Genomic DNA, 23,460 nt, shown 5'->3' on the forward strand with positions numbered 1-23,460 from the left:
CCCTCCGGGAGCGGCCCGACCACCTACCCTCCGTCGCCGTGGACCTGCGGCTGGACGTGCTCGGGCCGACGCGGTTGCTGCGCGACGGCGTCGACGCAGACCTCGGCGGGCGCCGGCCCGCCGAGGTCCTGGCGTTGCTGGCGGCCGCCGAGGGCCGCACGGTGCCGGCCGCCGCGCTGGCCGACCGCCTCTGGCGCGGCGCCCCGCCGGCCACGGCGACGACGACGCTGCAGGGCCACGTCAGCCGCCTGCGCCGCCTGCTCGACCCCGGCCGCGGCGCCCGCGACGCCACCGTGCTGGTCACCCGCGGCGACGGCTACGCCCTCGTCCTGCCGCGCGCCGCCGTCGACGCGCACGCCTTCGCCGACCTCGTCACCGCCGGCACCGCCGCGGACGACGGCGAGGCCGCCCGGCTGCTGGGCGAGGCGCTGGCCCGCTGGCAGGACCGGCCCTACGCCGACGTCGCCGACGTGGACGACGTCGTCCCGGTGGTCGCGCGGCTGGAGGAGCTGCGGCTGGTCGCCGTGGAGCGGCTGGCCGAGGCGCGGCTGGCGCTCGGGGCGGGCGCCGAGCTCGTCCCCGACCTCACCGCGGCCGCCGCCGTCGCCCCGTTGCGCGAGCACACCGCCGCGCTGCTGGCCCGCGCGCTGTACCGGGCCGGCCGGCAGGCCGACGCGCTCGACGTGCTGCGCCGCACCCGCGAGCGGGTCACCGACGAGCTGGGCCTCGACCCCTCCGCCGAGCTGCGCGACCTCGAGGCCGCCGTCCTGCGCCAGGACGCCGCGCTGGCCGCCCCGCCGCGCCCCGCGGCCGCCGCGCCGGTCCCCGTCCCCGCACCGGCCGGCGACGGCTTCGTGGGGCGGCCGGAGGAGCTGGCCGCGCTGGCCGGCGCCTGGGCGGCGGCGGGCGCCGGCCGCGGCACCGCCGTCGTCGTCACCGGCGAGCCGGGCATCGGCAAGACCCGGCTGGTCGAGGCGTTCGCCGCCCGCGCCGGGGCCGCCGTGCGGTGGGGCCGCTGCGCCGAGATCGGCGGGGCGCCGCCCTACTGGCCCTGGCAGCAGGTCCTCGGCGGCCTGCCCGAGGCGGCGCTCGGCGCCGACACCGGCGCCCGCTTCGCCCTCGGCCTCGACGCCGCCCGCCGGCTGCACGCCCTCGCCGCCGAGCAGCCGCTGCTCGTCGTCCTCGACGACCTGCAGTGGGCCGACGGCGACTCGCTGCACGTCCTCGAGGTGGTCCTCTCCCAGCTGCACGGCAGCCGGCTGCTGCTGGCGGTGACCTGCCGCGAGGAGGCGACCACCGACCCCGTGCTCACCCGCGTCCTCGGCCTGGCCGCCCGCCTCCCGGGTGCGCGCCGGCTGAGGCTGCCCGGGCTGGGCGCCGACGAGGTCGCCGACCTGGTCGCCGAGCTCCGGGGCGGCCCGCCTCCCGGGGCGGTCGCCGCCACGCTGGCCGAGCGCACGGGCGGCAACCCGTTCTTCGTCACCGAGCTGGCCGCGCTGCCGCCGTCGGCCGGAGAGGGTGTGCCGGCCGGGGTCCGCGACGTCGTCCGGCTGCGGCTGGCCGGCCTGCCTCCGGCCGCGCGCGGCGTGCTCGCCGCCGCCGCGGTCGCCGGCCGGGACGTGCCGGTCGGGCTGCTGGCCGCCGTCGCGCCCGGCGACGACGGGGGCGTGACGACGGCGCTGGGCGCGGACCTGCTGGTCGAGACGTCCCCGGGCCGGGTCCGGGTGGCGCACGACCTGGTCCGCGAGGTGCTGCTGGCCGACCTCGGCCCGGTCGAGCGTGCCCGCGTGCACGGCCGGGTGGCCGACGTCCTGGAGGCCGGGCCGGCGGCGGCGACCGCGGCCGGCGCCATCGCCGTGCACCGCAGCGAGGCCGCGGCCGGCGGGCCGGACCCGGCGGCCGCGCGGGCCTGCCTGCGGGCCGCGCGCGAGGCGCTGGACCGGGCCGGTGTCGACGAGGCCGCCACGCTCGCCGACCGCGGGCTGGGGCACGTGCCGCCCGGGGAGGAGGCGCTGGCCGCGGACCTGCACCTGGTGCGCGGCCGGGCGCTGCGCCGGCTGGGCCTGCTCGAGGAGAGCGGCGCGGCGCTGCGCGCGTCGGCGGACCTCGCCCGCGGCCTCGGTGACCGCGCCCGGCTGGCCCGGGCCGCGGTCGCCTCGGCCGGCGGCGGGCTCGGCGGGTACTGGGCCTCGGTCGGCGCGCCGGCGGCCACCGACGTCGCGCTGCTGGAGGAGGCCGCCGCGGGCGCGGACGCGCTGCCACCGGAGCTGGCGTCGGCGGTGCTGGCGGCACTCGCCGTGCAGCGCGCCTCCGCGGGCGAGGCGGGCGGCCGGGAGCTGGCCGACCGCGCGCTCGCCGCGGCGGGCAGCGTCCCGTCCGCCCGGCCGCGGGCCCGCGTCGCCCGGTTCGTGGCCGACTGGACGCCCGCGCACGCCGCCCGCCGCGTGGAGCTGGCCCGGGCCCTGCTGCGCGAGTCGGCCGGTGACCCCGCCGCCGAGGCCACCGCGCTGCACCTGCTGCGCTGTGCGCTCACCGAGACGGTGCAGGCCGACGAGGCCGCGGCGGTGTCGCGCCGGTTCACCGAGCTCGCCACCCGGCGCGGCGACGGCGACCTGCTGCAGCTGGACGCCTGGTGGTCGGCGGGGATGGCGCTGGCCCGGGGCGACGCGGACGGGGCGCGCCGCCTGGCCGACGCCGCCGTCCGCGAGGCACCGACCACCTCCCCGGCCGCCGCCGACGTGACCCGGACGTCCCGGCAGACGATCGAGGGGATCGCGGCCTGGCACGAGCGGCGGATGGGCTCGCTGGTGCCCGAGATCGTCGACCTCGCCGCGACCGTCGACGCCAACTGGCTGGCGATCCTGGCCCTGGCGCACGCCCAGGCGGGCCGGCGCGAGCGGGCGCAGGCCGTCGTCGAGCGGTGGCTCACCCTCCCGGCGCACGGCGTCCGGGAGCCGGTGCAGACCGTGTTGCTCGCCGACACCGCCCTGGAGCTCGGCGACCGCGACCTCGCCGCGCCGCTGCTGCCGGCACTGGAGGGCTACGGGGACACCGTGGTGGTGCTGTGGGCCGGGACGACGGTCCTCGGGCCGGCCGCGCTCTACCGCGGCGGCGTGCTCGGGCTGCTCGGCCGCCCGGGCGCGGGGGCGGAGCTGCGGCGGGCGCTGGAGATCTGCGAGACCTTCGGCTTCGCGCCGTTCGCCGACCGCGCCCGCACGCTGCTCGGCCGGTACGGCTGACCGGTGCCCGTGCACGTCCGCGGAGGTGCACGGGGGATCAGCCGGAGGCGCGGGCCCGGCCCTCGGCGCGGGCCTTGACCCCGGCGCAGAACTGGCGGAACGACGGGTTGAGGTCCGGCGTCGCGCGCTCGGTCACCCAGGCCAGCGGGCCGGTCTGGTCCTCGCGGACGGTGAGCACCGTGCCGCCGTCGTCCTGCGCGTCGAGCTGGTACGTGCGCTCGATGACGGCCAGGCCCAGCGGCAGCCCGCCGCGCCAGCGCATCACCTCCCGCGGCCGCAGCTCGGTGACGGTGACCGTGAACGGGCGGCTGCGGATCATCGTGGCGTAGAGCGTCAGCTGCTCCCCCAGCGCGACGCGGCCCTCGACCCGGTCGACGCCGGAGTCCCAGTCGCGCCACGAGCCGACGTCGACCAGGTCCCGCCAGACCTCCTCCGGGCTCGCGTCGATCCGGACCGTCGCCTCGTAGCTCCTCATCGGACCTCCCGGGTCGAGTCTGCCCGCGGTGGTCGGGCCGGGCCAGGGCCGCGCAGCCGGAACGGCCGGTCCACGGCGAGCGGCCGGCGCGCCCACTCCACCAGCCCGGCGACGTCGACCCCGTGCGGCGGTGCCGCCGAGTACGGCGCCACGTTGCCCGCGCCCCGCTCGACCAGCCGGGCGGCGCCGCGGTCGTTGCCCCGCGCGGCGTGGGTGAGGCCGACGGCGAGCTGGGCCAGCCCCCGCCACAGCTGTCGCTCCTCCTCGGGCGCGGCCTTCCAAGCGTCCTCGAGCACCTCGTGGGCGTGGAACGGGCGGCCGGCGTCGAGCAGTCGCTGGGCCTCGGTGAGCGCCTCGTCCGGCGTGCGCGGCACCCCCTCCGGCGCCCGCTCCTCGCCGACGGCGCCGCGGGGCAGCGGGCGGCCGAGGGCGTCGCGGGGGCGGGCGTTGCGGGCCCGCCCGGCGACGTCGCGGTCGCGCGGGGAAACCACCGGGGCATCCTCCCGCGAACACCGGGCGACGGCGCGCTGCAGGTCCGCGGAGGACTTGTCACCGGGGCCGTGTAGTGCCTGGATGACAGACGAGGACGGCCCCCCGCGCGGAGCCGCCCCCGCACCGACCCGCGGTCGCCCCGGCGACCGGTCCGGACCTGGAGGGGGGTGGGCCCCGTGGCCCCTGCCGTGGAGGAGCGCACCGCACTCGACCTCGAGACCGCCGTCGACACCGTCACCGCCGGCGCGCTGCGGCCGGGCCCGGGCGGCTCGGTCGGCCTGGAACTCGAGGCGCACCTGGTCGACCTCGACGCCCCGGCCGAGCGCGTGCCCTGGGCGCGGGTGACCGCCGCGCTGGCCGCGCTGCCCGCCCTCCCGGGCGGCAGCCGGGTCACCCTGGAGCCCGGCGGCCAGGTCGAGCTGTCGGGACCGCCGCTACCGGGTGCCGCCGCCGCGGTCGGGGCGCTGCGGGCCGACCGCGCGGTCCTCGCCGCCGCGCTGGCGGCCGCCCGGCTGGGCCTGGCGCCGGTCGGCGCCGACCCGCTGCGCCGGCCGGCCCGCGTCAGCCCCGCCCCGCGCTACCGCGCGATGGAGCGGCACTTCTCCGCCGTCGGCTGCGGCGCCGCGGGGACGGCGATGATGACAGCGACGGCGTCGCTGCAGGTCAACCTGGACGCCGGCCCGCGCGGCGGGGAGAGCCGGCGGGTGGCGCTGGCCCACCGGATCGGCCCGGTGCTGGTCGCCGTCTCCGCGTGCTCGCCGCTGCTCGGCGGCCGGGCGACCGGGTGGCGCTCGTCGCGGCAGCAGGTGTGGGGCGCGCTGGACCAGGCGCGATGCGGTCCGCTGCTCGGCGGCGACGACCCGGCCGGCGAGTGGGCGCACTACGCGCTGGCCGCGCCGGTGATGCTCGTCCGCGACCCGGACACCGGCGCCGCCGAGCCGGTGCTGACCCGCACCCGCTTCGCCGACTGGGTGACCGGCGCGGTCCCGCTGGGCGGGCGCCGCCCCACCGCGGCGGACCTCGACTACCACCTGTCCACGCTCTTCCCGCCGGTGCGGCTGCGCGGCTACCTGGAGATCCGCTACCTCGACGCCGCACCCGAGCCCTGGTGGCCGGCGCTGGCCGCCGTCACCACCGCCCTGCTCGACGACGCCCGCGCCGCCGACGCCGCGGCCGAGGCCACCGCTCCGGTGGCCGGCGCCTGGGACCGTGCCGCCCGCGACGGGCTGGCCGACCGCGACCTGCGCACCGCCGCGGTGCGCTGCCTGGCCGCCGCGCTGGCCGTCGTCGACCCGTCCCTGCGGCCGGAGGTGGAGGCGCTGGCCGCGCTCGCCGAGGCCGGCCGCTCCCCCGGTGACGCGCTGCCCGGCGACCCGGCCGCCGCCCTCCTGGCCGCCACCGAGATCCCGGAGGTCCACCCGTGACCGCCCTGCGCGAGCAGCTCGCCCTCGACCTGGAGACCGCCCGGCGGCGGACGCTCCTGCTCACCGACCACGACGAGCCCGAGCTGCTGCGCCAGCACACCCCGCTGCTGAGCCCGCTGGTCTGGGACCTCGCGCACGTCGCGCAGCAGGAGGACCTGTGGCTGCTGCGCGGCGGCGACGCCCGCCGCCCGGGCCTGCTGCCGCCCGCGGTGGAGGCGCTCTACGACGCGTTCGCCCAGCCGCGGGCGGTGCGCGCGCGGCTGCCGCTGCTGCCACCGGTCGAGGCGCGCGCGTTCGGCCGCGAGGTGCGGGGGCGGGTGCTCGACCGGCTGGAGCGGCTCGGTCCCGATGACGATCCGTTCGACGTCGCCATGGTCGTCAGCCACGAGCAGCAGCACGACGAGACGATGCTGCAGGCGCTGGCCGTCCGCACCGGCCCGCCGCTGCTCGGGGAGGGCAGTCCGCTGCCGCCCGGGCGGCCGGGCGTGGCCGGCACGTCGGTGCTCGTCCCGGGCGGTCCGTTCGTGCTCGGGGTCGACGCCGACCACGAGCCGTTCTCGCTGGACAACGAGCGGCCCGCGCACGTCGTCGACGTGCCCGCCTTCCGCATCGGCCGGGTGCCGGTCACCAACGGCGAGTACGCGGCCTTCGTGGCAGACGGTGGCTACGACACCCCGCGCTGGTGGTCGGACCGCGGCTGGGCGCACCGGCAGGAGGCCGGGCTGCAGCGCCCGCACTACTGGAGCCCGACCGGCGCGGTGCGCACCCGCTTCGGCGTCCTCGAGGAGATCCCGCCCGACGAGCCGGTCCAGCACGTCACGTTCTTCGAGGCCGAGGCCTACGCCGCCTGGGCAGGGGCCAGCAGGGCCGCCTGGGCCGGCGCCCGGCTGCCCACCGAGGCCGAGTGGGAGAAGGCCGCGGTGTGGGACCCGGCGGCCGGCCGCCGCAGGCGCTGGCCGTGGGGCGACGCCGACCCCACACCGGCGCTGGCCAACCTCGGCGGCTCGGCGCTGCGACCCGCGCCGGTGGGCGCCTATCCCGGTGGCGCGTCGGCGGTCGGCGCGGAGCAGATGATCGGCGACGTCTGGGAGTGGACGTCGTCGGGCTTCGAGGCCTGGCCCGGGTTCACGCCGATGCTCTACGCCGACTACTCCGCACCGTTCTTCGGCGGCGACTACCAGGTCCTGCGCGGCGGCGCGTGGTCGGTGGAGCCCTCGATCCTGCGGCCGAGCTTCCGCAACTGGGACCACCCCGTCCGCCGGCAGGTGTTCAGCGGGTTCCGGCTCGCCTGGTCGGTGGGCTGATGTGCCGCCACCTGGCCTGGCTGGGCCGTCCGCGGTCGCTGTCCTCGCTGGTGCTCGAGCCGCCGTCGTCGCTGCTGGTGCAGTCGTGGGCGCCGCGGCGGCAGCGGTACGGCACCGTCAACGCCGACGGCTGGGGCGTGGGGTTCTGGGCCCCGGGCCGCGAGGGACCGGCGCGGTGGCGGTCGGCCCGGCCGCTGTGGGGTGACCCGTCGTTCGCCTCGGTGGCGCCGGTGCTGGTGTCCGGGTGCGTGGTGGCCGCCGTCCGCTCGGCGACGGTCGGCATGCCGCTGGAGGAGAGCGCCGTCGCGCCGTTCACCGACGGCCGCTGGCTGCTGTCGCACAACGGCCGGGTGGACCGCGCCGTCCTGCCGCCGGTGCGCGACGCCGAGTCCACCGTGGACAGCGCGCTGCTCGCCGCGCTGGTCTCCTCCCGCGGCGTCGACCGGCTGGGCGAGACGGTGCGTGAGGTCGGTGCCGCCGATCCCGCCGCCCGGCTCAACCTGCTCGCCGCCGACGGCACCCGGCTGCTGGCCACCACCTGGGGCGACACGCTCTCCGCGCTGGTCACCGGCGAGGGGACGGCGCTGGCCAGCGAGCCGTGGGACGACGACCCCGCCTGGACCGACGTCCCCGACCGCTCGCTGGTCGAGGTGACCCCCGACGGCCTGACCGTCACCGCCTTGGCCTGACCCGCCCCGAGCAGAGGAGATCCGTGACGACCGCCCGCCACCTCGCCCCCTCCGATCCCGCGGCCGCGCTGCGCGCCGACGTCCTCGCCGGGCTGACCGCGACGCCGAGGTGGCTGCCGCCGCGCTGGTTCTACGACGCGCGCGGCAGCGAGCTGTTCGACGAGATCACCCGGCTGCCCGAGTACTACCCGACCCGGGCCGAGCGGGCGGTGCTCGAGGCGCACGCGGACGAGATGGCCCGGGCCTGCGGCGCCGACGTGCTCGTCGAGCTCGGCAGCGGCACCTCGGAGAAGACCCGGCTGCTGCTCGACGCGCTCACCCGGGCCGGGACGCTGCGGCGGTTCGTCCCCTTCGACGTCGACCCGACCGTGCTCGAGGCGGCCGGAGCGGCGATCGGTGGCGAGTACCCGGGCGTCGCCGTCGACGCCGTGGTCGGGGACTTCACCGAGCACCTGGCCCTGCTGCCCCGCTCGGGACGGCGGCTGGTGGCGTTCCTCGGCTCCACGATCGGCAACCTCGAGCCCGGCCCGCGGGCGGCGTTCCTCGCCGAGCTGGCCGGCACGCTGGCCCCCGGCGACGCCTTCCTGCTCGGCACCGACCTGGTCAAGGACCCCGGCCGGCTGGTCCGCGCCTACGACGACGCCGCCGGCGTGACCGCCGCGTTCAACCGCAACGTGCTGGCCGTGGTCGACCGCGAGCTCGGCGCCGACTTCGACCCGGCCGCGTTCGACCACGTGGCGCTGTGGGACGCCGAGCACGAGTGGATCGAGATGCGGCTGCGGTCACGGACCGACCAGGTCGTCACCGTGGCGGCGCTGGACCTGACGGTGCGCTTCGCCGCGGGCGAGGACCTGCGCACCGAGATCTCGGCCAAGTTCCGCCGCGCCGGGGTGGAGGCCGAGCTGGCCGCGGCCGGGTTGCGGATGACGCACTGGTGGACCGATCCGGCCGGCGACGTCGCCGTCTCCCTCTCGAGCAAGGACCTCCCTGCCCCCCACCCCTCGCACGCCCGGGGCGGGTCCCGGCAGGGAGGCCGTCACGACGACATCTGAGAGACCGCATCCGGACCTGCGGGGACGCGCGAAGGGGAGGTGTCAGCACCCCCAGATCCCGGAGGAACCCGTGACCCGGACCCGCACCCTCGGCATCCCCGTCGTCGGCATCCCCGTCGTCGGCATGGCCACCGTCGCCGGCACCGGCGCGCTGCTCGCGCTCGGCGTCGCCCCGGCCTCGGCGGCCGACACCGCCACCGTCTCCGTGCTGCACGCCGTCCCGGACACCCCGGTGGACGTGTACGCCAACGGCGAGCGGCTCCTCGACGACTTCCAGCCCGGCACGCTCACCGACCCGCTCTCGCTGCCGGCCGGCTCCTACGACCTCGCGCTCTTCCCGCCGACGCCCCGACGGCTCGGGCACGCCGCTGCTGTCGGCGAACGGCGTCGCGGTGCCCGCCGGCGCGAACGCCACCGTGGCCGCCCACCTGACGGCCGACGGCCGGCCCGCGCTCACGCCGTTCGTCAACGACACCTCGGCGGTGCCCGCGGGACAGGGCCGGGTCGTCGTGCGGCACGTCGCCGCGGCGCCCGCCGTGGACGTCCGCGCCGGCGGCCAGGTCGTCGCGCCGGCCTGAGCAACCCGGACGAGGCGGCGCTCGAGGTGCCGGCCGGCACGGTCAGCGCCGACGTCGTCCTCGCCGGCACCTCCACGGTCGCGCTCGGCCCGGCCGACCTGGCCGTGACCGAGGGCGCCACGACGATCGTCTACGCCTGGGGCTCGCAGGACGCCGGCTTCGAGCTCGCGGTCCAGACGATCGGCGGCGGGCACTCCGCGCCCTCCGGCGTCCCGGGCGGCACCGCTGGTCTGGCGGACGACAGCCTGCCCCTGCCGCTGCTCGGCCTGTCCGCGCTCGGGCTGGCCGGTGCGGGGCTGGCCGCGCGCCGGCTCGCCACGACGCGGGCCTGACGGCCGTGCGTCCCGCCGCTGCCGGCGTTGCCCTGGGCCTCGCCCTCGCCGTGGGCGTGCCCGCGACGTGGGCGCTGACCCGGCCGCCGGCAGCGGCGGGCCCCCCGGTCGAGCAGGTGCTCCCCGCGCCGTCGGCCACCCCTCCCGCTCCCCGGACCCCGGCGTCCCCGTCCGTGACGCCGCCCCGGCGCCCGCCCCCGCCGTCGTCCCGCCCGTGCGGCTCGAGGTCCCGGCCCTCCGGGTCGACGCGCCGCTGGAGGAGTCCGGCGTCCGTCCCGACGGGCAGATGGCGCTGCCCGACGACGTCGGCCGGGCCGGCTGGTACCGCTTCGGGCCGGTGCCCGGCGCCCCCGGGTCGGCGGTCCTCGCGGGCCACGTCGACGACGCCGAGCAGGGCCTCGGCGAGCTCGCCCCGCTGCGGGAGGCCGAGCCGGGGCAGGAGGTCCTGGTCACCGACGCCGCGGGCGCGACGACCCGCTGGCGGGTGGTCGCGCGCGAGCTGCTGGACAAGCAGGCGCTCCCGGTGGACCGGCTGTTCGCGCGCGCGGGGCCGCCGCGGCTGACGCTGGTCACCTGTGGCGGACCGTTCCTCCCCGACGTCGGCGGCTACCGCGACAACGTCGTCGTGGTCGCGGAGCCCCTCCCGTGACGGCCCTGCAGGAAGGCGACCGCGTGCGCTCGCGACGGCATAGGGTCGAGCGGGTGACCACCGAGGCCGAGCCCGCGCCGGCGGGCGCGGCCGGACCCGACGACGCCGAGGTCGGCCGCCGCTTCGCCGCCGGCGAGGAGCAGGCGCTGGCCTGGGCCTACGAGCGGTGGGCGGCGCAGGTGCACGGGATGGCGGTCCGCGCGTTCGGTCCCGGCCCCGACGCCGAGGACGTCACGCAGCAGGTCTTCGTCTCCGCCTGGACCGGCCGCGCCGGCTACCGGCCCGAGCAGGGTCCCCTCCCGGCCTGGCTGACCGGCGTCTGCCGGCACAAGATCGCCGACACGTGGGCCCGGCGGGACCGGCAGCGGCGCGCCACCGAGGCCGCCGTCGCCGAGCTGAACGCCGCGCCCGCCGGCGGTCCCGCCCCGGTCGACAGCACGGTCGCCGACCGCGTGCTGCTGCTCGGCGAGCTGGACCGCCTCGGCCAGCCGCAGCGCGGCATCATCGAGCTCGCCTTCTTCGCCGACCTCACGCACACGCAGATCGCCGAGCGCACCGGCCTGCCGCTGGGGACGGTCAAGAGCCACATCCGGCGCACCCTGGAGCGCCTGCGCGACCGGTTGGAGGTGGACGGTGCCGCACTGCACGCCTGAGGACCTCGGCCTCGCGGCGCTGGGCGAGCCCCTGGCCGACGACGAGGCCGCGCACCTGGCGGACTGCGCGGCCTGCCGCGGCGAGGTGGCGCGGCTGCGCCGGGTCGTCGACGCGCTGGCCGTGCCGGAGCTCGCCGCGCCCGGGCCGGCCGTCGCGCCGCCGCCGGGGCTGTGGGCCGGGATCGCCGCGGCCACCGGTGTCGCCGCGGCTCCGCGGGCGGACGTCGTCGCGGCGTCCGCGCCGGCCGCCGGCCCGGTCCCCGACGTCGTCCCGGAGCCGCTGCCCGCTCCCCTGCCGGCGGAGCCCGCCGGGCCGATGGCGCCGGTGGTCCCGCTGCGGTCGCGCCGGTCGCGTCTGCTGCTCGCCGCCGCGGCGGCGCTCGTCGCGGGGCTCGGCATCGGCGCGGGCGCGGTGGCGCTGGCCACCCGCGGCGACGACGGCGTCCCCGTGGCCGCGACCGTGCTCGACCCGCTCGACGGCAGCGACGCCTCGGGCCGCGCCGAGGTCGTCGAGCGGGCCGACGGCACCCGGGTGCTGCAGGTCGAGCTGTCCGCGGGCGCGCCCACCGAGGGCTACTACGAGGCGTGGCTGCTCGACGAGTCGGTGTCCGGGCTCATCCCGCTCGGCGTCGTCCGCGCCGGCACCGAGGAGTTCGAGCTGCCCGCCGGCCTCGACCTCGGCGAGTACCCGGTGGTCGACGTCTCGGTGGAGCCGCTCGACGGGGACCCGGCCCACTCGGGTGTCTCGGTGGCCCGCGGCCTGCTCGACGCCTGACGGTCAGCGCCACCGGTTAGCTTCGGGCGCGTGACCGCGCTCGACCTCCTCCTGCCGCACGACGACCTCGCCGACGCCTGGCGCACCGCCCGTCCCCGCGCGGCCGGCCGGCACCTCGACACCGCCGCGTGCAGCCGGCAGAGCAACCGCGTCCTCGAGGCGGTCGCGCACCACGCCCGCCACGAGGCCGAGCTCGGCGGCTACGTGGCCGAGGCGACCGCCGGCGACCTGCTGCAGCAGGGCCGCAGCATCGTCGGCGGGCTGGCGGGCATGGCCGCGGCCGACGTCGCCTTCGTCGAGTCCGCGCAGGCCGCCCTCGCCGCGCTGCTGACCGCGTGGCGGCTGCCGGCCGGCTCGCGGGTGGCCCGGCTGCCCGGGGAGTACGCACCGAACGCCGCGATGCTGCACGCCGCCGGCCTGGAGTCCGTCCCGCTGGCGGTCGACGGTGACGGGCGGCTCGACGTCGCGGCGCTCGAGCGGTTGCTCACCACCGACCCGCCGCGCCTCGTGCACCTCACCCACGTGGCCAGCCACCGCGGCGTCGTCCAGCCGGCGGCCGAGGTGGCGGCGCTGTGCCGGGTGCACGGGGTGCCGCTGGTGCTCGACGCCGCCCAGTCGCTGGGCCACGTGGACGTCGACCTCGGCGCCGACGTCGTCTACTCGACCTCGCGCAAGTGGCTGGCCGGCCCGCGCGGCGTCGGCTTCCTCTGCGTCCGGCCGGCGGTCGCCGCGCAGCTGCAGCCGGTGCTGCCCGCCCCCGCCGACCTGCCGCCGGTGCGCGGGCTGGAGAGCGGCGAGGCGCACGTGGCCGGCCGGGTCGGCCTGGTGCTCGCGGTCGGGGAGCACCTGGCCGCGGGGCCGGTGCGGGTGCGCGAGCGGCTCGCGGCGCTGGGGCGGGCCGCGCGGCAGGTCCTCGACGGGGCGGCGGGCTGGCGGGTCGTGGAGCCGCTGGACGAGCCGACCGCCACGACGACGCTGCGCCCGCCGGACGGCGTCGACGTCGTCGCCACGCGGGCGCGGCTGCTCACCGAGCACGGCATCGTCACCACGGCGGTCGAGCGCGCGCGGGCGCCCCAGGAGCTGACCGGCCCGGTGCTGCGGGTGTCCCCGCACGTGGACGGCACCGTCGACGACCTCGAGGCCCTCGCCGCCGCCCTCTAGCGGCCTCGCTGCAGGGGCCCGCCGCGAGCTCGCGAGCGGTGGGGGGCAGCGGGGTCCGTCAGCTGCACGCGCTCGGACACCCGGCGGTGGACGGCGAGCTGCTCGTCGAGACCGGGGTGCACGGGGACGCCGTCCTCCACCACGAACCGCCCGCCGACGACGGTGTGCCGCGCCGCCACCGGCCCGCAGCGCAGCCACGCCTCCACCGGGTCCGACAGCGCGCCGGCGAACGCGGGACCGGTGAGCGGCCAGACGGCGAGGTCGCCGCACGCGCCCACCGACAGCTGCCCGATCTCCCCGGTGCGCCCGAGGCAGGCCGCGCCGCCGCGGGTGGCGACCTCCAGGGCGTCGCGGGCGCCGAACGAGCCCGCGCCGTGGCGCAGCTTGCCCTGCAGCATCGCCGTCCGGGCCTCCAGCCACAGCGACGCCGCGTCCGCCGACGCCGACCCGTCCACGCCGAGGCCCACCGGCGCCCCGGCCGCCCGCAGCTCGGCCACCGGCGACAGCCCGCTGCCCAGGATCATGTTCGACGACGGGCAGTGCGCCGCCCCCACTCCGGCGGCACCCAGCCGGGTCACCTCCGACGGCGACGGCCACACGACGTGCGCCAGCCACACCCGGTCGCTCATCCAGCCGACGTCGGCGAGGTAGTCGACCGGGCGCCGGCCGAAGCGCTCGAGGCAGAACGCGTCCTCGTCCTGCGTCTCGGCGAGGTGGGTGTGCAGCCGCACGTCGAGCCGCCCGGCCAGCTCGGCGGTGCGCTCCATGAGCGACGTGGACACGCTGAACGGCGAGCACGGGGCCAGCGCCAGCCGGGTGAGCGCTGTCGGTGAGCGGTCGTGGTGGGCCTCCACCAGCCGCTGCGATTCGGCCAGGATCTCGTCGTCGTCCTGGACGACGCCGTCGGGCGGCAGCCCGCCGTCCTTCACCGACAGCGACATCGAGCCGCGGGTGAAGTGCGAGCGCATGCCCAGGTCCTGCGCCGCGCGGACCTCCGCGCCGATCAGGTCCCCGGCGCCGCGCGGGTGCACGTAGAGGTGGTCGGTCGACGTGGTGCAGCCGGCCAGCGCGAGCTCGGTGAGCCCCACGTAGGCCGAGACGTAGGCGGCCTCCTCGTCCAGCCGCGCCCACAGCGGATAGAGCGTGACCAGCCAGTCGAACAGCCCGCCGCTCAGCGCGGGCGCGAAGGCGCGGGTGAGGTTCTGGTAGAGGTGGTGGTGGGTGTTGACCAGCCCGGGCGTCACCAGGCAGCCGCGCGCGTCGACCGTGCGGACGGCGTCCGGCCGCGGGTCGCCGGGCCCGCCCACGCCGCTCACCACGCCACCGGTCACCGCGACCCACCCGCCGGCGATCTCGCGCCGCTCGTCGTCCACGGTGGCCAGCAGCTCGGCGTCGTGCACCAGCAGGTCGGCGGGGTGCACGGGCAGGTCGGCGGTCGTCTCCACCCGCCGCATCCTGCCCAGCCCGTGTGAACACGGCGAGTCGCCACGGGACGTCGCGCAACCCGACCGGAACGAACGCGGACTACCGTGACCGTCCCCCGCACACGCGACGAGGAGCGACGATGGACTTCCTGCAGCCCGCGACGTGGGAGGAGGCGCTGGAGGCGAAGGCCGCCTCCCGCGACGCCGTCCCCATCGCCGGGGGCACCGACGTCATGGTGGGGATCAACTTCGGCCGGCTGCGCCCCTCGCTGCTGCTCGACCTCACCCGGGTCCCCGAGCTGCAGCAGTGGGCCGACGACGACGGCGCGGTCCGCCTCGGCGCGGGCGTCCCCTACGCCCGCGTCATCTCCGAGCTCGGCGGCCGGCTGCCGGGCCTGGCGATGGCCGCCCGCACGATCGGCTCGCCGCAGATCCGCAACCGCGGCACCGTCGGCGGCAACCTGGCCACCGCCTCCCCCGCGGGCGACGCGCACCCCGCGCTGCTCGCCGCCGGCGCCGAGGTCGAGGTGGCGTCGGTCCGCGGCACCCGCCGGATCCCGGTGACCGAGTTCTACCGCGGGGTCAAGCGCTCCGCGCTGGCCGACGACGAGCTCATCGCCGCCGTCCGCGTCGTCCCGCCGCGCGGCCCGCAGCAGTACAGCAAGATCGGTACCCGCAACGCGATGGTCATCGCCGTCGCCGCGTTCGGGCTGGCGCTGCACCCCGACCGCCGCGCCGTGGGCACCGGCATCGGGTCGGCCGCGCCGACGCCGCGCCCCGCCCCCGCGGCCGAGGAGTTCCTCGCCGGCGAGCTCGACGGCCTGTGGGACTCCCGCACCGAGCTGCCGGCCGCCACCGCCACCCGCTTCGGCGAGCTGGTCGCCGCGGCGGCGGCACCCATCGACGACGTCCGCGGCACCGCCCGCTACCGCGTCCACGCGCTGTCGGTGATGGCCCGGCGCACGCTGACCTGGGCCTGGGCCGACTACCGGAAGGGAGACCCGACGTGCGCCTGAGCTGCACCGTGAACGGCACGCCGCGGCAGGTCGACGACGTGTGGGAGGGCGAGAGCCTGCTCTACGTCCTGCGCGAGCGGATGGGCCTGCCCGGCTCGAAGAACGCCTGCGAGCAGGGCGAGTGCGGGTCCTGCACCGTCTACCTCGACGGGCTGCCGGTCTGCGCCTGCCTGGTCGCGGCGGGCCAGGCGCAGGGCCGCGAGGTCGGCACCGTCGAGGGGCTGGCCCCGGCCGGCGAGCTGCACCCGGTCCAGCAGGCCTTCCTCGAGGCCGGTGCCGTGCAGTGCGGCTTCTGCACGCCCGGGCTGCTGGTCGCCACCGACGACCTGGTCACCCGCTCGCGCGCCGAGGGCCGCACGCCCGCCGACGCCGAGATCCGCGAGGCACTCGCCGGCAACCTGTGCCGTTGCACCGGCTACGAGAAGATCCTCGACGCGGTCCGCCTGGCCGCCGACCGGATGGCGGGAGACCCCCGATGAGCACGCCCACCCGCGCCCCGAGCGGAGCGCCGTCGCACCTGACCGGGCCGGGCGGCGGGCGGGTCGGCGACGACGCCGCGCGCCCCGACGGCGTCCTCAAGGTCCGCGGCGAGTTCGCCTACGGCAGCGACCTGTGGATGGACGACATGCTGTGGGGCGTCACGCTGCGCAGCCCGCACCCCTACGCGCGCATCCGCTCCATCGACGTCGGCGCGGCGCTGGCCGTGCCGGGCGTGCACGCCGTCCTCACCTCCGACGACGTGCCCGGCGAGAAGGTGTACGGCCTCGAGCTCGCCGACCAGCCGGTGCTCGCCCTCGACGTCGTCCGCTACCAGGGCGAGCCGGTGGCGCTGGTCGCCGCCGACCACCCCGACACCGCCCGCCGGGCCGCGGCGCGGATCGTCGTCGACTACGACGTCTGGGAGCCGGTCACCGACGCCCGCCGGGCGCTCGGCCACCCGACCTGGAACCAGGTGCACGACTCCCCGGCCGAGGTCACCGAGCTGTCGCGGGAGAGCGCCCACCTGCACCCGCACGGCAACCTGGTGCGCCACCTCAAGGTGCGCAGGGGCGACCCCGCCCCCACCGCCGACGTCGTCGTCGTGAACGAGTACGAGGTCGGCATGCAGGACCAGGCCTTCCTGGGCCCGGAGTCCGGCCTCGCGGTGCCCGGTGAGGACGGCGGCGTCGACCTCTACGTCGCCACCCAGTGGCTGCACGTCGACCAGCGCCAGATCTGCGCGGCACTGGCCCTGCCGCCGGAGCGGGTGCGGCTGACCCTGGCCGGGGTCGGCGGCGCGTTCGGCGGCCGCGAGGACCTCTCCATGCACGTGCACGCGTGCCTGCTCGCGCTGCACACCGGCCGGCCGGTGAAGATGTCCTACAACCGCGAGGAGTCCTTCTTCGGCCACGTGCACCGCCACCCGGCCACCATGCGCTACGAGCACGGCGCCACGCGCGACGGCGACCTGGTCTACGTCAAGGCGACCATCTACTTCGACGGCGGCGCCTACGCCTCGAGCACGCCGGCGGTCGTCGGCAACGGCGGCACGATGGGCATCGGCCCCTACGTCGTGCCGAACGTGCACGTCGACTGCTACGGCGCCTACACGAACAACCCGCCGTGCGGCGCCATGCGCGGCTTCGGGTCGGTGCAGACCGCCTTCGCCTACGAGTCGCAGATGGACGCGCTCGCCGCCGAGCTCGGCATGGACCCGGTCGACCTGCGCTGCCGCAACGCCATGGAGCAGGGCTCGGAGGCCATCACCGGCCAGGTCGTCGACAGCCCCGCGCCCGTCGTGGAGCTGCTGCGCCGGCTCGAGGCGATGCCGCTGCCGCCGGAGGTCCCCACCGGCGACGCCGTCGACCTGCGGGACATGCCCGGCGGCGTCTCCAACAGCACGCACGGCGAGGGCGTGCGGCGCGGCGTCGGGTACGCCGTCGCCTACAAGAACGTCGCCTTCTCCGAGGGCTTCGACGACTACTCGACCGCCCGCGTGCGGCTGGAGGTGGTCGGCGGCGAGGCGGTGGCGACCGTGCACACCGCGGCCGCCGAGGTCGGCCAGGGCCTGGTCACCGTCGAGCAGCAGATCGCCCGCACCGAGCTCGGCGTCGACCGGGTCACCGTGCACCCCAAGGACACCGCCGTCGGCTCCGCGGGCTCCACCTCGGCGTCCCGGCAGACCTACGTCACCGGCGGCGCGGTGAAGGCCGCGTGCGAGGCGGTCCGCGCCCGGGTGCTGGAGCGGGCGCGGTCGGTCGTCGGCCGGCCGGTGGCCGACCTGCGGCTCGACGGCGGGAAGGTCGTGTCCGACCTCGAGGGCGTCGCGCTGCCGCTGGCCGACCTGCTCGGCGACGAGGCGGTCGAGGAGACGCTCGAGTGGCGGCACCGGCCCACCGAGGCGGTCGACCCGGAGACCGGGCAGGGCTTCGCGCACGTGCAGTACGCCTTCTCCGCGCACCGGGCCGTCGTCGACGTCGACACCGAGCTGGGGCTGGTCAAGGTCGTGGAGATGGCCTGCACCCAGGACGTCGGCAAGGCGATCAACCCGCAGGCCGTCGTCGGCCAGATCCAGGGCGGCACCGCGCAGGGGCTCGGGCTGGCGGTGATGGAGGAGATCCTGGTGCGCGACGGACGGGTGCAGAACCCGTCGTTCACCGACTACCTGATCCCCACCGTGCTCGACATGCCGCCGGTGCGGGTGGAGATCCTGGAGTACGCCGACCCGCACGCCCCCTACGGGCTGCGCGGGGTGGGCGAGGCGCCCAACATCTCCTCCGGCCCGGCGGTCCTGGCCGCGATCCGGCAGGCGACCGGGCTGCCGCTGACCCGCGTCCCCGTCCGCCCGGAGCACCTCACCGGGACGTGAGCCCCGCCAGGCGGTCCATCGCGGCGAGCACCCGGTCCTGCAGCCCGGGGTCCTCCAGGGCCCGCGGGGTCCGGGCCGGGGACCTGCCCGCGGTGTAGCCGCCGGGCCACTCGCCGGAGGCGGCGTGGGCCACCCGGGCGCCGCCGTCCTCGACGTCGCCCGGCGCGCCCGGGGAGGCGAGCTTGGTGCGCACCCAGCCCGGGTCGACCGCGCCCACGCGCAGGGCGGGCAGGCGGCGGGCCCAGGCCAGCGCCAGGACGACGTCGAGCGCCTTGGAGTCGGCGTAGGCGCGGCGCGGCTCGCGGGGGCTGCCCAGGTCGTCGGGGTCGACGCGGCCCGAGCCGACCATCCCGCTGCCGAGGAAGACCAGGCGCTCGCGCACCCGCTCCTGCACCAGCGCGGTGAGCAGGTGCGGGGCGAGGGCGTTGACGGCGAAGGCGATCTCGTGGCCCTGCCGGCTGGGCGGCGCGCCGCCCGGCGGCCACACGCCGGCGTTGTGCACGAGCACGTCGAGGTGCCCCAGCTGACCGGCGAGCGCGCGCACCTCGTCGAGGTCGGCCAGGTCGCCGGTGACCAGCCGGACGTCGCCGAGCCGGCCGAGCTCCTCGGCGACCGGCGCGCCGCGGGCCTCGCTGCGGGCGTGCAGGACGACGGTGTGCCCGTCGGCCAGCAGCCGCCGTGCGGCCGCGCGGCCGATGCCGTCGGTGGAGCCGGTGATCGCGATCGTCGCCATGGTCCGGGCCTACCCGCTCAGGGCGGCAGGAACGGCCCCTCCTGCCGCCCTGGGGTCAGGGCGCGGTCTCCTCCCAGCGGCGGCGCAGGGCGGCGCGGCCGGCCTCGGTCGGGCGGCCCCACAGGCGCAGCCGGGCCATGCCGCCGTCGGGGAAGACGTCCATGCGCACGCGGGTGACGCCGGCGTCGCCGGGCAGCACGAACCGGTGCCGGGTGTCGGGCTGCAGCGGCGTGCGGGCCAGCAGCTCGACCTCGCGCCCGTCGGCGGTGGTGCCGGTCAGCGACGCCTCCCCGGGCGCGTTGCCGAGGAACCACGAGGTGTCGAGCTCGGCGAGGGTCACGGTGCCCTCGCAGGCCAGCGCCACCTCGACCCAGTCGTTGCCGTCGTCGCGGCGGCGGGCGTTCTCCCAGCCCTCGCCCATCGACCGGGCCACGCCCCGGCCGAGCAGCTGGTGCGGGCTGCCGTAGAAGGCGTTGCTCACCCCGCTGACGACGCCGCCGTTCTCCAGCGCCGCGAGGTCGCACGGGCCGGCGTCGAGCAGCCGCGGGTCGGGGACCACCTCGCCGTGCACGCGCAGGCGGGCCACGCCGCCGTCGGGGTGGATGGTCAGCCGCACGTGCGTCACCCGCGGCCCCGGCTCGACGGCGAAGCGGTTCTCCGTGCCCCCGGCCAGCGGCGACAGGGGCAGCAGCGGCACCCACGCGGCGTCGGCCAGCGCCGCGGCCGGCGGGTGGCCCTCCACCGAGGCCCCCTCCAGCGACGCGGACGTCGGGTAGTTGCCGAGGAAGAAGGCGGTGTCGACGACGACGCCGTGCACGATCCCCGGCATCCCGAGCCGCACGACCGCCCAGTCGCTGCCCGGTGCGCGGCGCCGCCGGGTCTCCCAGCCGTCGTACTCCTTGCCGCGCGCCCCGAAGTCGTCCCGCGCCTGCGGCGGCTCGGGCCGGATCAGGTTCTCCTTGCCGGCGAAGAACTCGTCGTTGGCGGCCACCACGGCGCCGCCCTGCGTGCGGACGGCGAGGTCGGGCAGGTCGAACGGGTCGCTCACGACTCCTCCTCGCTGACGCTCGTCGGCGTCGTGACCGACAGCGCTGCTGTGTTCATGCCCGACCTCGCGAGCTCGGTCACGGTGCTCCTCCGGGGTCGGCGGGGGTCACTGTCGCACGGCCGGGGTAGGGGTCCCGGGTACCGCCAGCCCCCGAGGAGGACCCGTGTCCGAACCGACCGACGACCTGCGCGAGCGCGCCCGCGAGCACGTCCGGCAGATGCCCGCCGAGACCGCGCTCGGCAACGCCGACCCCGCCGGTGGCTCCACCGACGACCCGAAGATCATGGACGAGGCCGCCCGGGAAGAGGGCGAGCAACAGTCCTGATCAGCGGTCCCCTCGGCCCAGCAGCCGGCCGAGGGGGCTGCCGTCGGCCTCCCGCCCGCCCAGCCAGGTGCGGCGGACGACTCCGGTGAGCTCCCGGCCGGCGTACGGGGTCACGGGGTTGCGGTGCTCGAGCCGTCCCACGGTGAACGGCTCGTCCGGCGCGAAGGCCACCAGGTCGGCGTCCCTCCCCACGGCGATCGCGCCCTTCCGCGGCAGCCCGGCCAGCCGCGCCGGTGCCGCCGACATCCAGCCCACCACCTCGGCCAGCCCGATACCGCGGGACCGCGCTCCCGTCCACACCGCCGGCAGCGCCACCTGCAGCCCGGCGATCCCGCCCCAGGCCAGCCCGAAGTCGCCGACGTCGAGCCGCTTGAGCTCGGGCGTGCACGGCGAGTGGTCGCTGACCACCAGGTCGACGTCCCCGGCCCTCAGCGCTCCCCACAGCGCCTCACGGTGCGCCGACTCGCGGATGGGCGGGCAGCACTTGTAGGCGGTGTCGCCGTCGGGCACCTCCTCGGCGGCGAAGGTCAGGTAGTGCGGGCAGGTCTCCACGGTGATCCGCACGCCGTCGGCGCGCGCCGAGCGCAGCAGCGGCAGCGCGTCGCCGTCGGCCAGGTGGACGACGTGGCTGCGCGCCCCGGTGTCCCGCGTGGCGGCCACCAGCCGGCCGATCGCGGTCTCCTCCGCCGCCGGGGGCCGGGAGGCGAGGAACGCCGCGTAGCTCGCGCCCGCCGGCTCCGGCGCGGCGTCGATGACCGCCGCGTCCTCGGCGTGCGCGACCAGCAGCCCGTCGAAGGAGGTCAGCTCGGCCAGCGCCGCGCGCAGCCCGGCGTCGTCCAGGGGCGGGAACTCCGGGACGCCGGAGTCGAGCAGGAAGCACTTGAACCCGACCACGCCGGCCTCGTGCATCGCCCGCAGCTCGCCGGCGTTGCCGGGCACCGCGCCGCCCCAGAACGCCACGTCGACGGCGACCTGCCCGGCGGCGACCTCCCGCTTGACCCGCAGCGCCTCGAGCGTGGTGGTGGCGGGCACGGAGTTCAGCGGCATGTCCACGACCGTGGTGACGCCGCCGGCGGCCGCGGCGCGGGTGGCGGTGGCGAAGCCCTCCCACTCGGTGCGGCCTGGCTCGTTCACGTGCACGTGGCTGTCGACCAGGCCCGGCAGCAGCACCTCGTCGTCGGCGAGGGTGACCGCGCCGGCCGGGGCGTCGTCGAAGGCGGTGACCGCGGTGACCACCCCGTCGTCGGTGTGCACGGCGGCCGCGCGTTCGCCGTCGGGCAGCACCACCCGCCGGGCGCGGACGACCGGGCTCACGCGACGTCCTCGGTGAGCGCCCGCACGACGCGGTGCAGCTGGGTGCCCCACGCGGTGGCCACCCAGCCGTCCTCCAGCGGCAGGCGGACGGCGTCGTCGGCGGTCAGCACCCCCGCAGCCTGCCCGACGTGCACCGTGGACGCGTAGGCGCGCGGCGCCAGGGGCGGCAGCCAGGCCGGCGCCCCGGGGCCGAGGCCGACGGTCGTGTGCAGCAGCGGCCGCCCGTCGCGGACCACCCGCGTCGTGCCGGTCCAGCGGCCCGGCTCCTCGCCGGTGCGGCCGAGCAGCACCTGCTCGGTGGCGGTGAGGACGGCGCCGGCCGCCAGCGTCGCCGTCAGCTCGGCCCGGTGGTGCGCGCCGCGCGCCACGACGGTGGGCTCCGGACGCAGGTCCAGCTCCCCGGCCACCTCGGCGACGACGCGCTGCACCGACGGCCGGTCGCCGTCGCGGGCGGGCAGCGCGACGGCGGCGGCCACGGACCGCACCGCCAGCGTGGCGCCCTCCTCGACCACCAGCCGGACCTCGGCGTCGTCACCCCCCAGCGGGCCGAACGCCGTCGCCACCAGGTGGACCGACGCCGGGCCGGTGCGCCGCACCGCCAGCTGCCCGCTCCCGCGGACCACCGGCAGCACGGTGCGCCCGCCGGGCCCCCGCCGCGCGACGACCTCGACCCGGGTGATCACGCCTGCTGCAGCGCGCGGGCGCGCACCTGCTCCCGCACCCACTCGGCCACCGGGGTGGCGGCCGGGTCCTCGCGCAGCGAGACGAGCAGCGTCGGCTTGTCCCCGCGCACCGTCGCCGAGTCCCGGCGCATGACGTCGAGGTCGGCGCCGACCAGCGGGGCGAGGTCGGTCTTGTTCACGACCAGCAGGTCCGACGCGGTGACGCCCGGCCCGCCCTTGCGCGGCACCTTGTCCCCGCCGGCGACGTCGACGACGAACACCTGCACGTCGACCAGGCCGTAGCTGAAGCTGGCCGTCAGGTTGTCCCCGCCGGACTCGACGAGGACCAGCTCCAGCCCGGGGTGGCGCGCCTCGAGCAGCTCGACGGCGTCGAGGTTGGCGGTGATGTCGTCGCGGATGGCGGTGTGCGGGCAGCAGCCGGTCTGCACCGCCTCGATCCGGTCGTCGGGGAGGACGGCGTTGCGGCGCAGGAAGTCGGCGTCCTCGGTCGTGTAGATGTCGTTGGTGACGACGGCGAGGTCGTACTCGGCGCCGAGCGTGCGGCACAGCGCCGCGGCCAGCGCCGTCTTGCCCGAGCCGACGGGCCCGCCGAGGCCCACGCGCAGCGGGCCGCCGTGCCGGTGCCCGTGCTCGTACGGGTCCACGTAGTCGTCCAGGTTGTGGTCAGGAGGCAAAGAACCGGTCCCCTCTCGTGGCGTGCACCTCGGCCAGCAGGTCGAGGATCGGGTCGGTGTCGGCCGGCAGTGAGCCGGCAGCGCGACGGAGGCCGTCCTCCGCGACGGCGTCGATGGCGGGCGCGAGCCGCGCGGTGACGGCGGCGACGGTCAGCGGGTCCATCGCGAGCAGCCGCTGCGCCGCCGTCGCCGGGCCGCTGACCGAGAGGTACGCGGCGGCCGCGGCGGCGTCCCGGGCGGGCAGGCCCCGGCGGCCGCGGCCACGCCCAGCGCGACCGGGTGGTGCGGCGCGGCCGGCAGCGCGTCCCACAGCGGCGAGGGCCAGGCGCGGCGGCCCACCCGCACCAGGCCGCGGCCCTGCTGCCGGGAGGCCGCCCGCAGCGCCGGTGACGGGGTCCGCGCGTCGGCCTCGGCGTCCAGGGCGGCGAGGTCTCCCCCGTCGCAGGCGGCTGCGGCCAGGCCCGCGGCCACCGCGCCGGACGTCGTCAGCCGGCGGAGCAGGAAGGCCGCCAGCGACGACGGGTCGCGCACCAGCCCGGCCGCGATCGCCTGTTCCACCCCGCCGGAGTGCG

General features: G+C 78.1%; 24 protein-coding genes and 1 pseudogene. 15 read left to right on the forward strand and 10 right to left on the reverse strand.

Annotated elements, in window-relative coordinates; all coding sequences use genetic code 11:
• Positions 1-38 precede the first annotated feature (38 nt).
• Entirely contained in the window at positions 39-3,239 is a 3,201-nt protein-coding gene (locus JD79_RS05470) for an ATP-binding protein (protein WP_146220396.1), read from the forward strand.
• Positions 3,240-3,276: 37 nt separating this feature from the next.
• Here JD79_RS05470 and JD79_RS05475 read toward each other — a convergent pair whose 3' ends face one another.
• Both JD79_RS05475 and JD79_RS05480 read right to left on the reverse strand, forming a co-directional pair.
• The gene (locus tag JD79_RS05475; protein WP_110004702.1) at positions 3,277-3,714 is read right to left on the reverse strand and encodes an SRPBCC domain-containing protein; all 438 of its coding nucleotides are present in this window, start codon (positions 3,712-3,714) and stop codon (positions 3,277-3,279) included.
• Positions 3,711-4,205 carry a DUF309 domain-containing protein gene (locus JD79_RS05480; RefSeq protein WP_110004703.1) on the reverse strand — a complete coding sequence of 165 codons (495 nt, stop codon included), beginning with the start codon at positions 4,203-4,205 and terminating at the stop codon, positions 3,711-3,713. The genes JD79_RS05475 and JD79_RS05480 overlap by 4 nt, the downstream gene beginning before the upstream one ends.
• 177 nt (positions 4,206-4,382) lie before the next feature.
• On the opposite strand from JD79_RS05480, the gene egtA reads away from it, so the two are divergent.
• The 10 genes and pseudogenes from egtA (at position 4,383) to egtE (ending at position 12,823) form a co-directional block, all read left to right on the forward strand.
• A complete protein-coding gene (gene egtA, locus JD79_RS05485) occupies positions 4,383-5,630 on the forward strand; it encodes an ergothioneine biosynthesis glutamate--cysteine ligase EgtA (RefSeq protein ID WP_110007456.1) in 1,248 nt (415 codons plus the stop codon).
• Positions 5,627-6,934 (forward strand): ergothioneine biosynthesis protein EgtB, encoded by a 1,308-nt coding sequence (gene egtB, locus JD79_RS05490; protein WP_110004704.1) that lies wholly within the window; start codon positions 5,627-5,629, stop codon positions 6,932-6,934. Before egtA ends, egtB begins: the two co-directional genes overlap by 4 nt.
• The gene (egtC, locus tag JD79_RS05495; RefSeq protein WP_110004705.1) at positions 6,934-7,623 is read left to right on the forward strand and encodes an ergothioneine biosynthesis protein EgtC; all 690 of its coding nucleotides are present in this window, start codon (positions 6,934-6,936) and stop codon (positions 7,621-7,623) included. Before egtB ends, egtC begins: the two co-directional genes overlap by 1 nt.
• Before the next feature lie 23 nt (positions 7,624-7,646).
• Entirely contained in the window at positions 7,647-8,675 is a 1,029-nt protein-coding gene (gene egtD, locus JD79_RS05500; protein WP_110004706.1) for an L-histidine N(alpha)-methyltransferase, read from the forward strand.
• A gap of 124 nt (positions 8,676-8,799) precedes the next feature.
• Positions 8,800-8,997, forward strand: a pseudogene (locus tag JD79_RS24185) (DUF4397 domain-containing protein); the annotation flags it as partial.
• Between the two features lie 70 nt (positions 8,998-9,067).
• Positions 9,068-9,253, forward strand: coding sequence for a DUF4397 domain-containing protein (locus JD79_RS24190; RefSeq protein WP_425454185.1), 186 nt, complete (start codon positions 9,068-9,070; stop codon positions 9,251-9,253).
• Between the two features lie 546 nt (positions 9,254-9,799).
• A complete protein-coding gene (locus JD79_RS05510; protein ID WP_245899760.1) occupies positions 9,800-10,234 on the forward strand; it encodes a class F sortase in 435 nt (144 codons plus the stop codon).
• 53 nt (positions 10,235-10,287) lie between these two features.
• Positions 10,288-10,887, forward strand: coding sequence for an RNA polymerase sigma factor (locus JD79_RS05515; RefSeq protein ID WP_245899762.1), 600 nt, complete (start codon positions 10,288-10,290; stop codon positions 10,885-10,887).
• Complete coding sequence (locus JD79_RS05520) at positions 10,868-11,662, forward strand: anti-sigma factor (protein ID WP_110004707.1); 795 nt, start codon at positions 10,868-10,870, stop codon at positions 11,660-11,662. Before JD79_RS05515 ends, JD79_RS05520 begins: the two co-directional genes overlap by 20 nt.
• Before the next feature lie 30 nt (positions 11,663-11,692).
• On the forward strand, positions 11,693-12,823 hold the full coding sequence (gene egtE, locus JD79_RS05525; RefSeq protein WP_110004708.1) for an ergothioneine biosynthesis PLP-dependent enzyme EgtE: 1,131 nt from the start codon (positions 11,693-11,695) through the stop codon (positions 12,821-12,823).
• On the opposite strand, the gene JD79_RS05530 is transcribed toward egtE, so the two are convergent.
• On the reverse strand, positions 12,820-14,268 hold the full coding sequence (locus tag JD79_RS05530) for an 8-oxoguanine deaminase (RefSeq protein ID WP_245899764.1): 1,449 nt from the start codon (positions 14,266-14,268) through the stop codon (positions 12,820-12,822). The genes egtE and JD79_RS05530 overlap by 4 nt on opposite strands.
• 119 nt (positions 14,269-14,387) lie before the next feature.
• Here JD79_RS05530 and JD79_RS05535 point away from each other — a divergent pair, with 119 nt between their 5' ends.
• Genes JD79_RS05535 through pucD form a run of 3 tightly spaced genes read left to right on the forward strand, consistent with a single transcriptional unit; the run spans position 14,388 to position 18,111 of the window.
• Entirely contained in the window at positions 14,388-15,263 is an 876-nt protein-coding gene (locus JD79_RS05535) for an FAD binding domain-containing protein (RefSeq protein WP_110004710.1), read from the forward strand.
• Positions 15,254-15,742: a (2Fe-2S)-binding protein gene (locus tag JD79_RS05540; RefSeq protein WP_110004711.1), complete on the forward strand. Its 489-nt coding sequence runs from the start codon at positions 15,254-15,256 to the stop codon at positions 15,740-15,742. Before JD79_RS05535 ends, JD79_RS05540 begins: the two co-directional genes overlap by 10 nt.
• Entirely contained in the window at positions 15,739-18,111 is a 2,373-nt protein-coding gene (pucD, locus tag JD79_RS05545; RefSeq protein WP_110004712.1) for a xanthine dehydrogenase subunit D, read from the forward strand. Before JD79_RS05540 ends, pucD begins: the two co-directional genes overlap by 4 nt.
• Here pucD and JD79_RS05550 read toward each other — a convergent pair.
• Complete coding sequence (locus tag JD79_RS05550; protein WP_110004713.1) at positions 18,098-18,844, reverse strand: SDR family NAD(P)-dependent oxidoreductase; 747 nt, start codon at positions 18,842-18,844, stop codon at positions 18,098-18,100. The genes pucD and JD79_RS05550 overlap by 14 nt on opposite strands.
• 55 nt (positions 18,845-18,899) lie before the next feature.
• A complete protein-coding gene (gene alc / locus JD79_RS05555; protein ID WP_110004714.1) occupies positions 18,900-19,892 on the reverse strand; it encodes an allantoicase in 993 nt (330 codons plus the stop codon).
• Positions 19,893-20,055: 163 nt separating this feature from the next.
• Here alc and JD79_RS22460 point away from each other — a divergent pair, with 163 nt between their 5' ends.
• Positions 20,056-20,217: a hypothetical protein gene (locus JD79_RS22460; protein ID WP_170149129.1), complete on the forward strand. Its 162-nt coding sequence runs from the start codon at positions 20,056-20,058 to the stop codon at positions 20,215-20,217.
• On the opposite strand, the gene allB is transcribed toward JD79_RS22460, so the two are convergent.
• The 5 genes from allB to JD79_RS23505 are packed head-to-tail and all read right to left on the reverse strand — an operon-like array spanning position 20,218 to position 23,446.
• A complete protein-coding gene (gene allB / locus JD79_RS05560; protein ID WP_110004715.1) occupies positions 20,218-21,531 on the reverse strand; it encodes an allantoinase AllB in 1,314 nt (437 codons plus the stop codon).
• Positions 21,528-22,214, reverse strand: a complete 687-nt coding sequence (locus JD79_RS05565; protein ID WP_110004716.1) for an urease accessory protein UreD — start codon at positions 22,212-22,214, stop codon at positions 21,528-21,530. Before JD79_RS05565 ends, allB begins: the two co-directional genes overlap by 4 nt.
• On the reverse strand, positions 22,211-22,888 hold the full coding sequence (ureG, locus tag JD79_RS05570) for an urease accessory protein UreG (protein WP_110004717.1): 678 nt from the start codon (positions 22,886-22,888) through the stop codon (positions 22,211-22,213). The genes JD79_RS05565 and ureG overlap by 4 nt, the downstream gene beginning before the upstream one ends.
• A complete protein-coding gene (locus JD79_RS23500) occupies positions 22,878-23,051 on the reverse strand; it encodes a hypothetical protein (protein WP_245899766.1) in 174 nt (57 codons plus the stop codon). Before JD79_RS23500 ends, ureG begins: the two co-directional genes overlap by 11 nt.
• The gene (locus JD79_RS23505; protein WP_245899768.1) at positions 23,039-23,446 is read right to left on the reverse strand and encodes an urease accessory UreF family protein; all 408 of its coding nucleotides are present in this window, start codon (positions 23,444-23,446) and stop codon (positions 23,039-23,041) included. The genes JD79_RS23500 and JD79_RS23505 overlap by 13 nt, the downstream gene beginning before the upstream one ends.
• Positions 23,447-23,460: the final 14 nt, after the last annotated feature.

The sequence above is a fragment of the Geodermatophilus normandii genome (assembly GCF_003182485.1).
In the GTDB taxonomy this organism is placed as follows: domain Bacteria; phylum Actinomycetota; class Actinomycetes; order Mycobacteriales; family Geodermatophilaceae; genus Geodermatophilus; species Geodermatophilus normandii.

What these genes read in the sequence shown, in the direction of transcription:
- JD79_RS05475 (WP_110004702.1), bottom strand. Translation starts at nt 3,714, where the DNA reads ATGAGGAGCTACGAGGCGACGGTCCGGATCGACGCGAGCCCGGAGGAG.
- egtC (WP_110004705.1), top strand. Translation starts at nt 6,934, where the DNA reads ATGTGCCGCCACCTGGCCTGGCTGGGCCGTCCGCGGTCGCTGTCCTCG.
- JD79_RS05535 (WP_110004710.1), top strand. Translation starts at nt 14,388, where the DNA reads ATGGACTTCCTGCAGCCCGCGACGTGGGAGGAGGCGCTGGAGGCGAAG.
- pucD (WP_110004712.1), top strand. Translation starts at nt 15,739, where the DNA reads ATGAGCACGCCCACCCGCGCCCCGAGCGGAGCGCCGTCGCACCTGACC.
- JD79_RS05550 (WP_110004713.1), bottom strand. Translation starts at nt 18,844, where the DNA reads ATGGCGACGATCGCGATCACCGGCTCCACCGACGGCATCGGCCGCGCG.
- JD79_RS23500 (WP_245899766.1), bottom strand. Translation starts at nt 23,051, where the DNA reads ATGGACCCGCTGACCGTCGCCGCCGTCACCGCGCGGCTCGCGCCCGCC.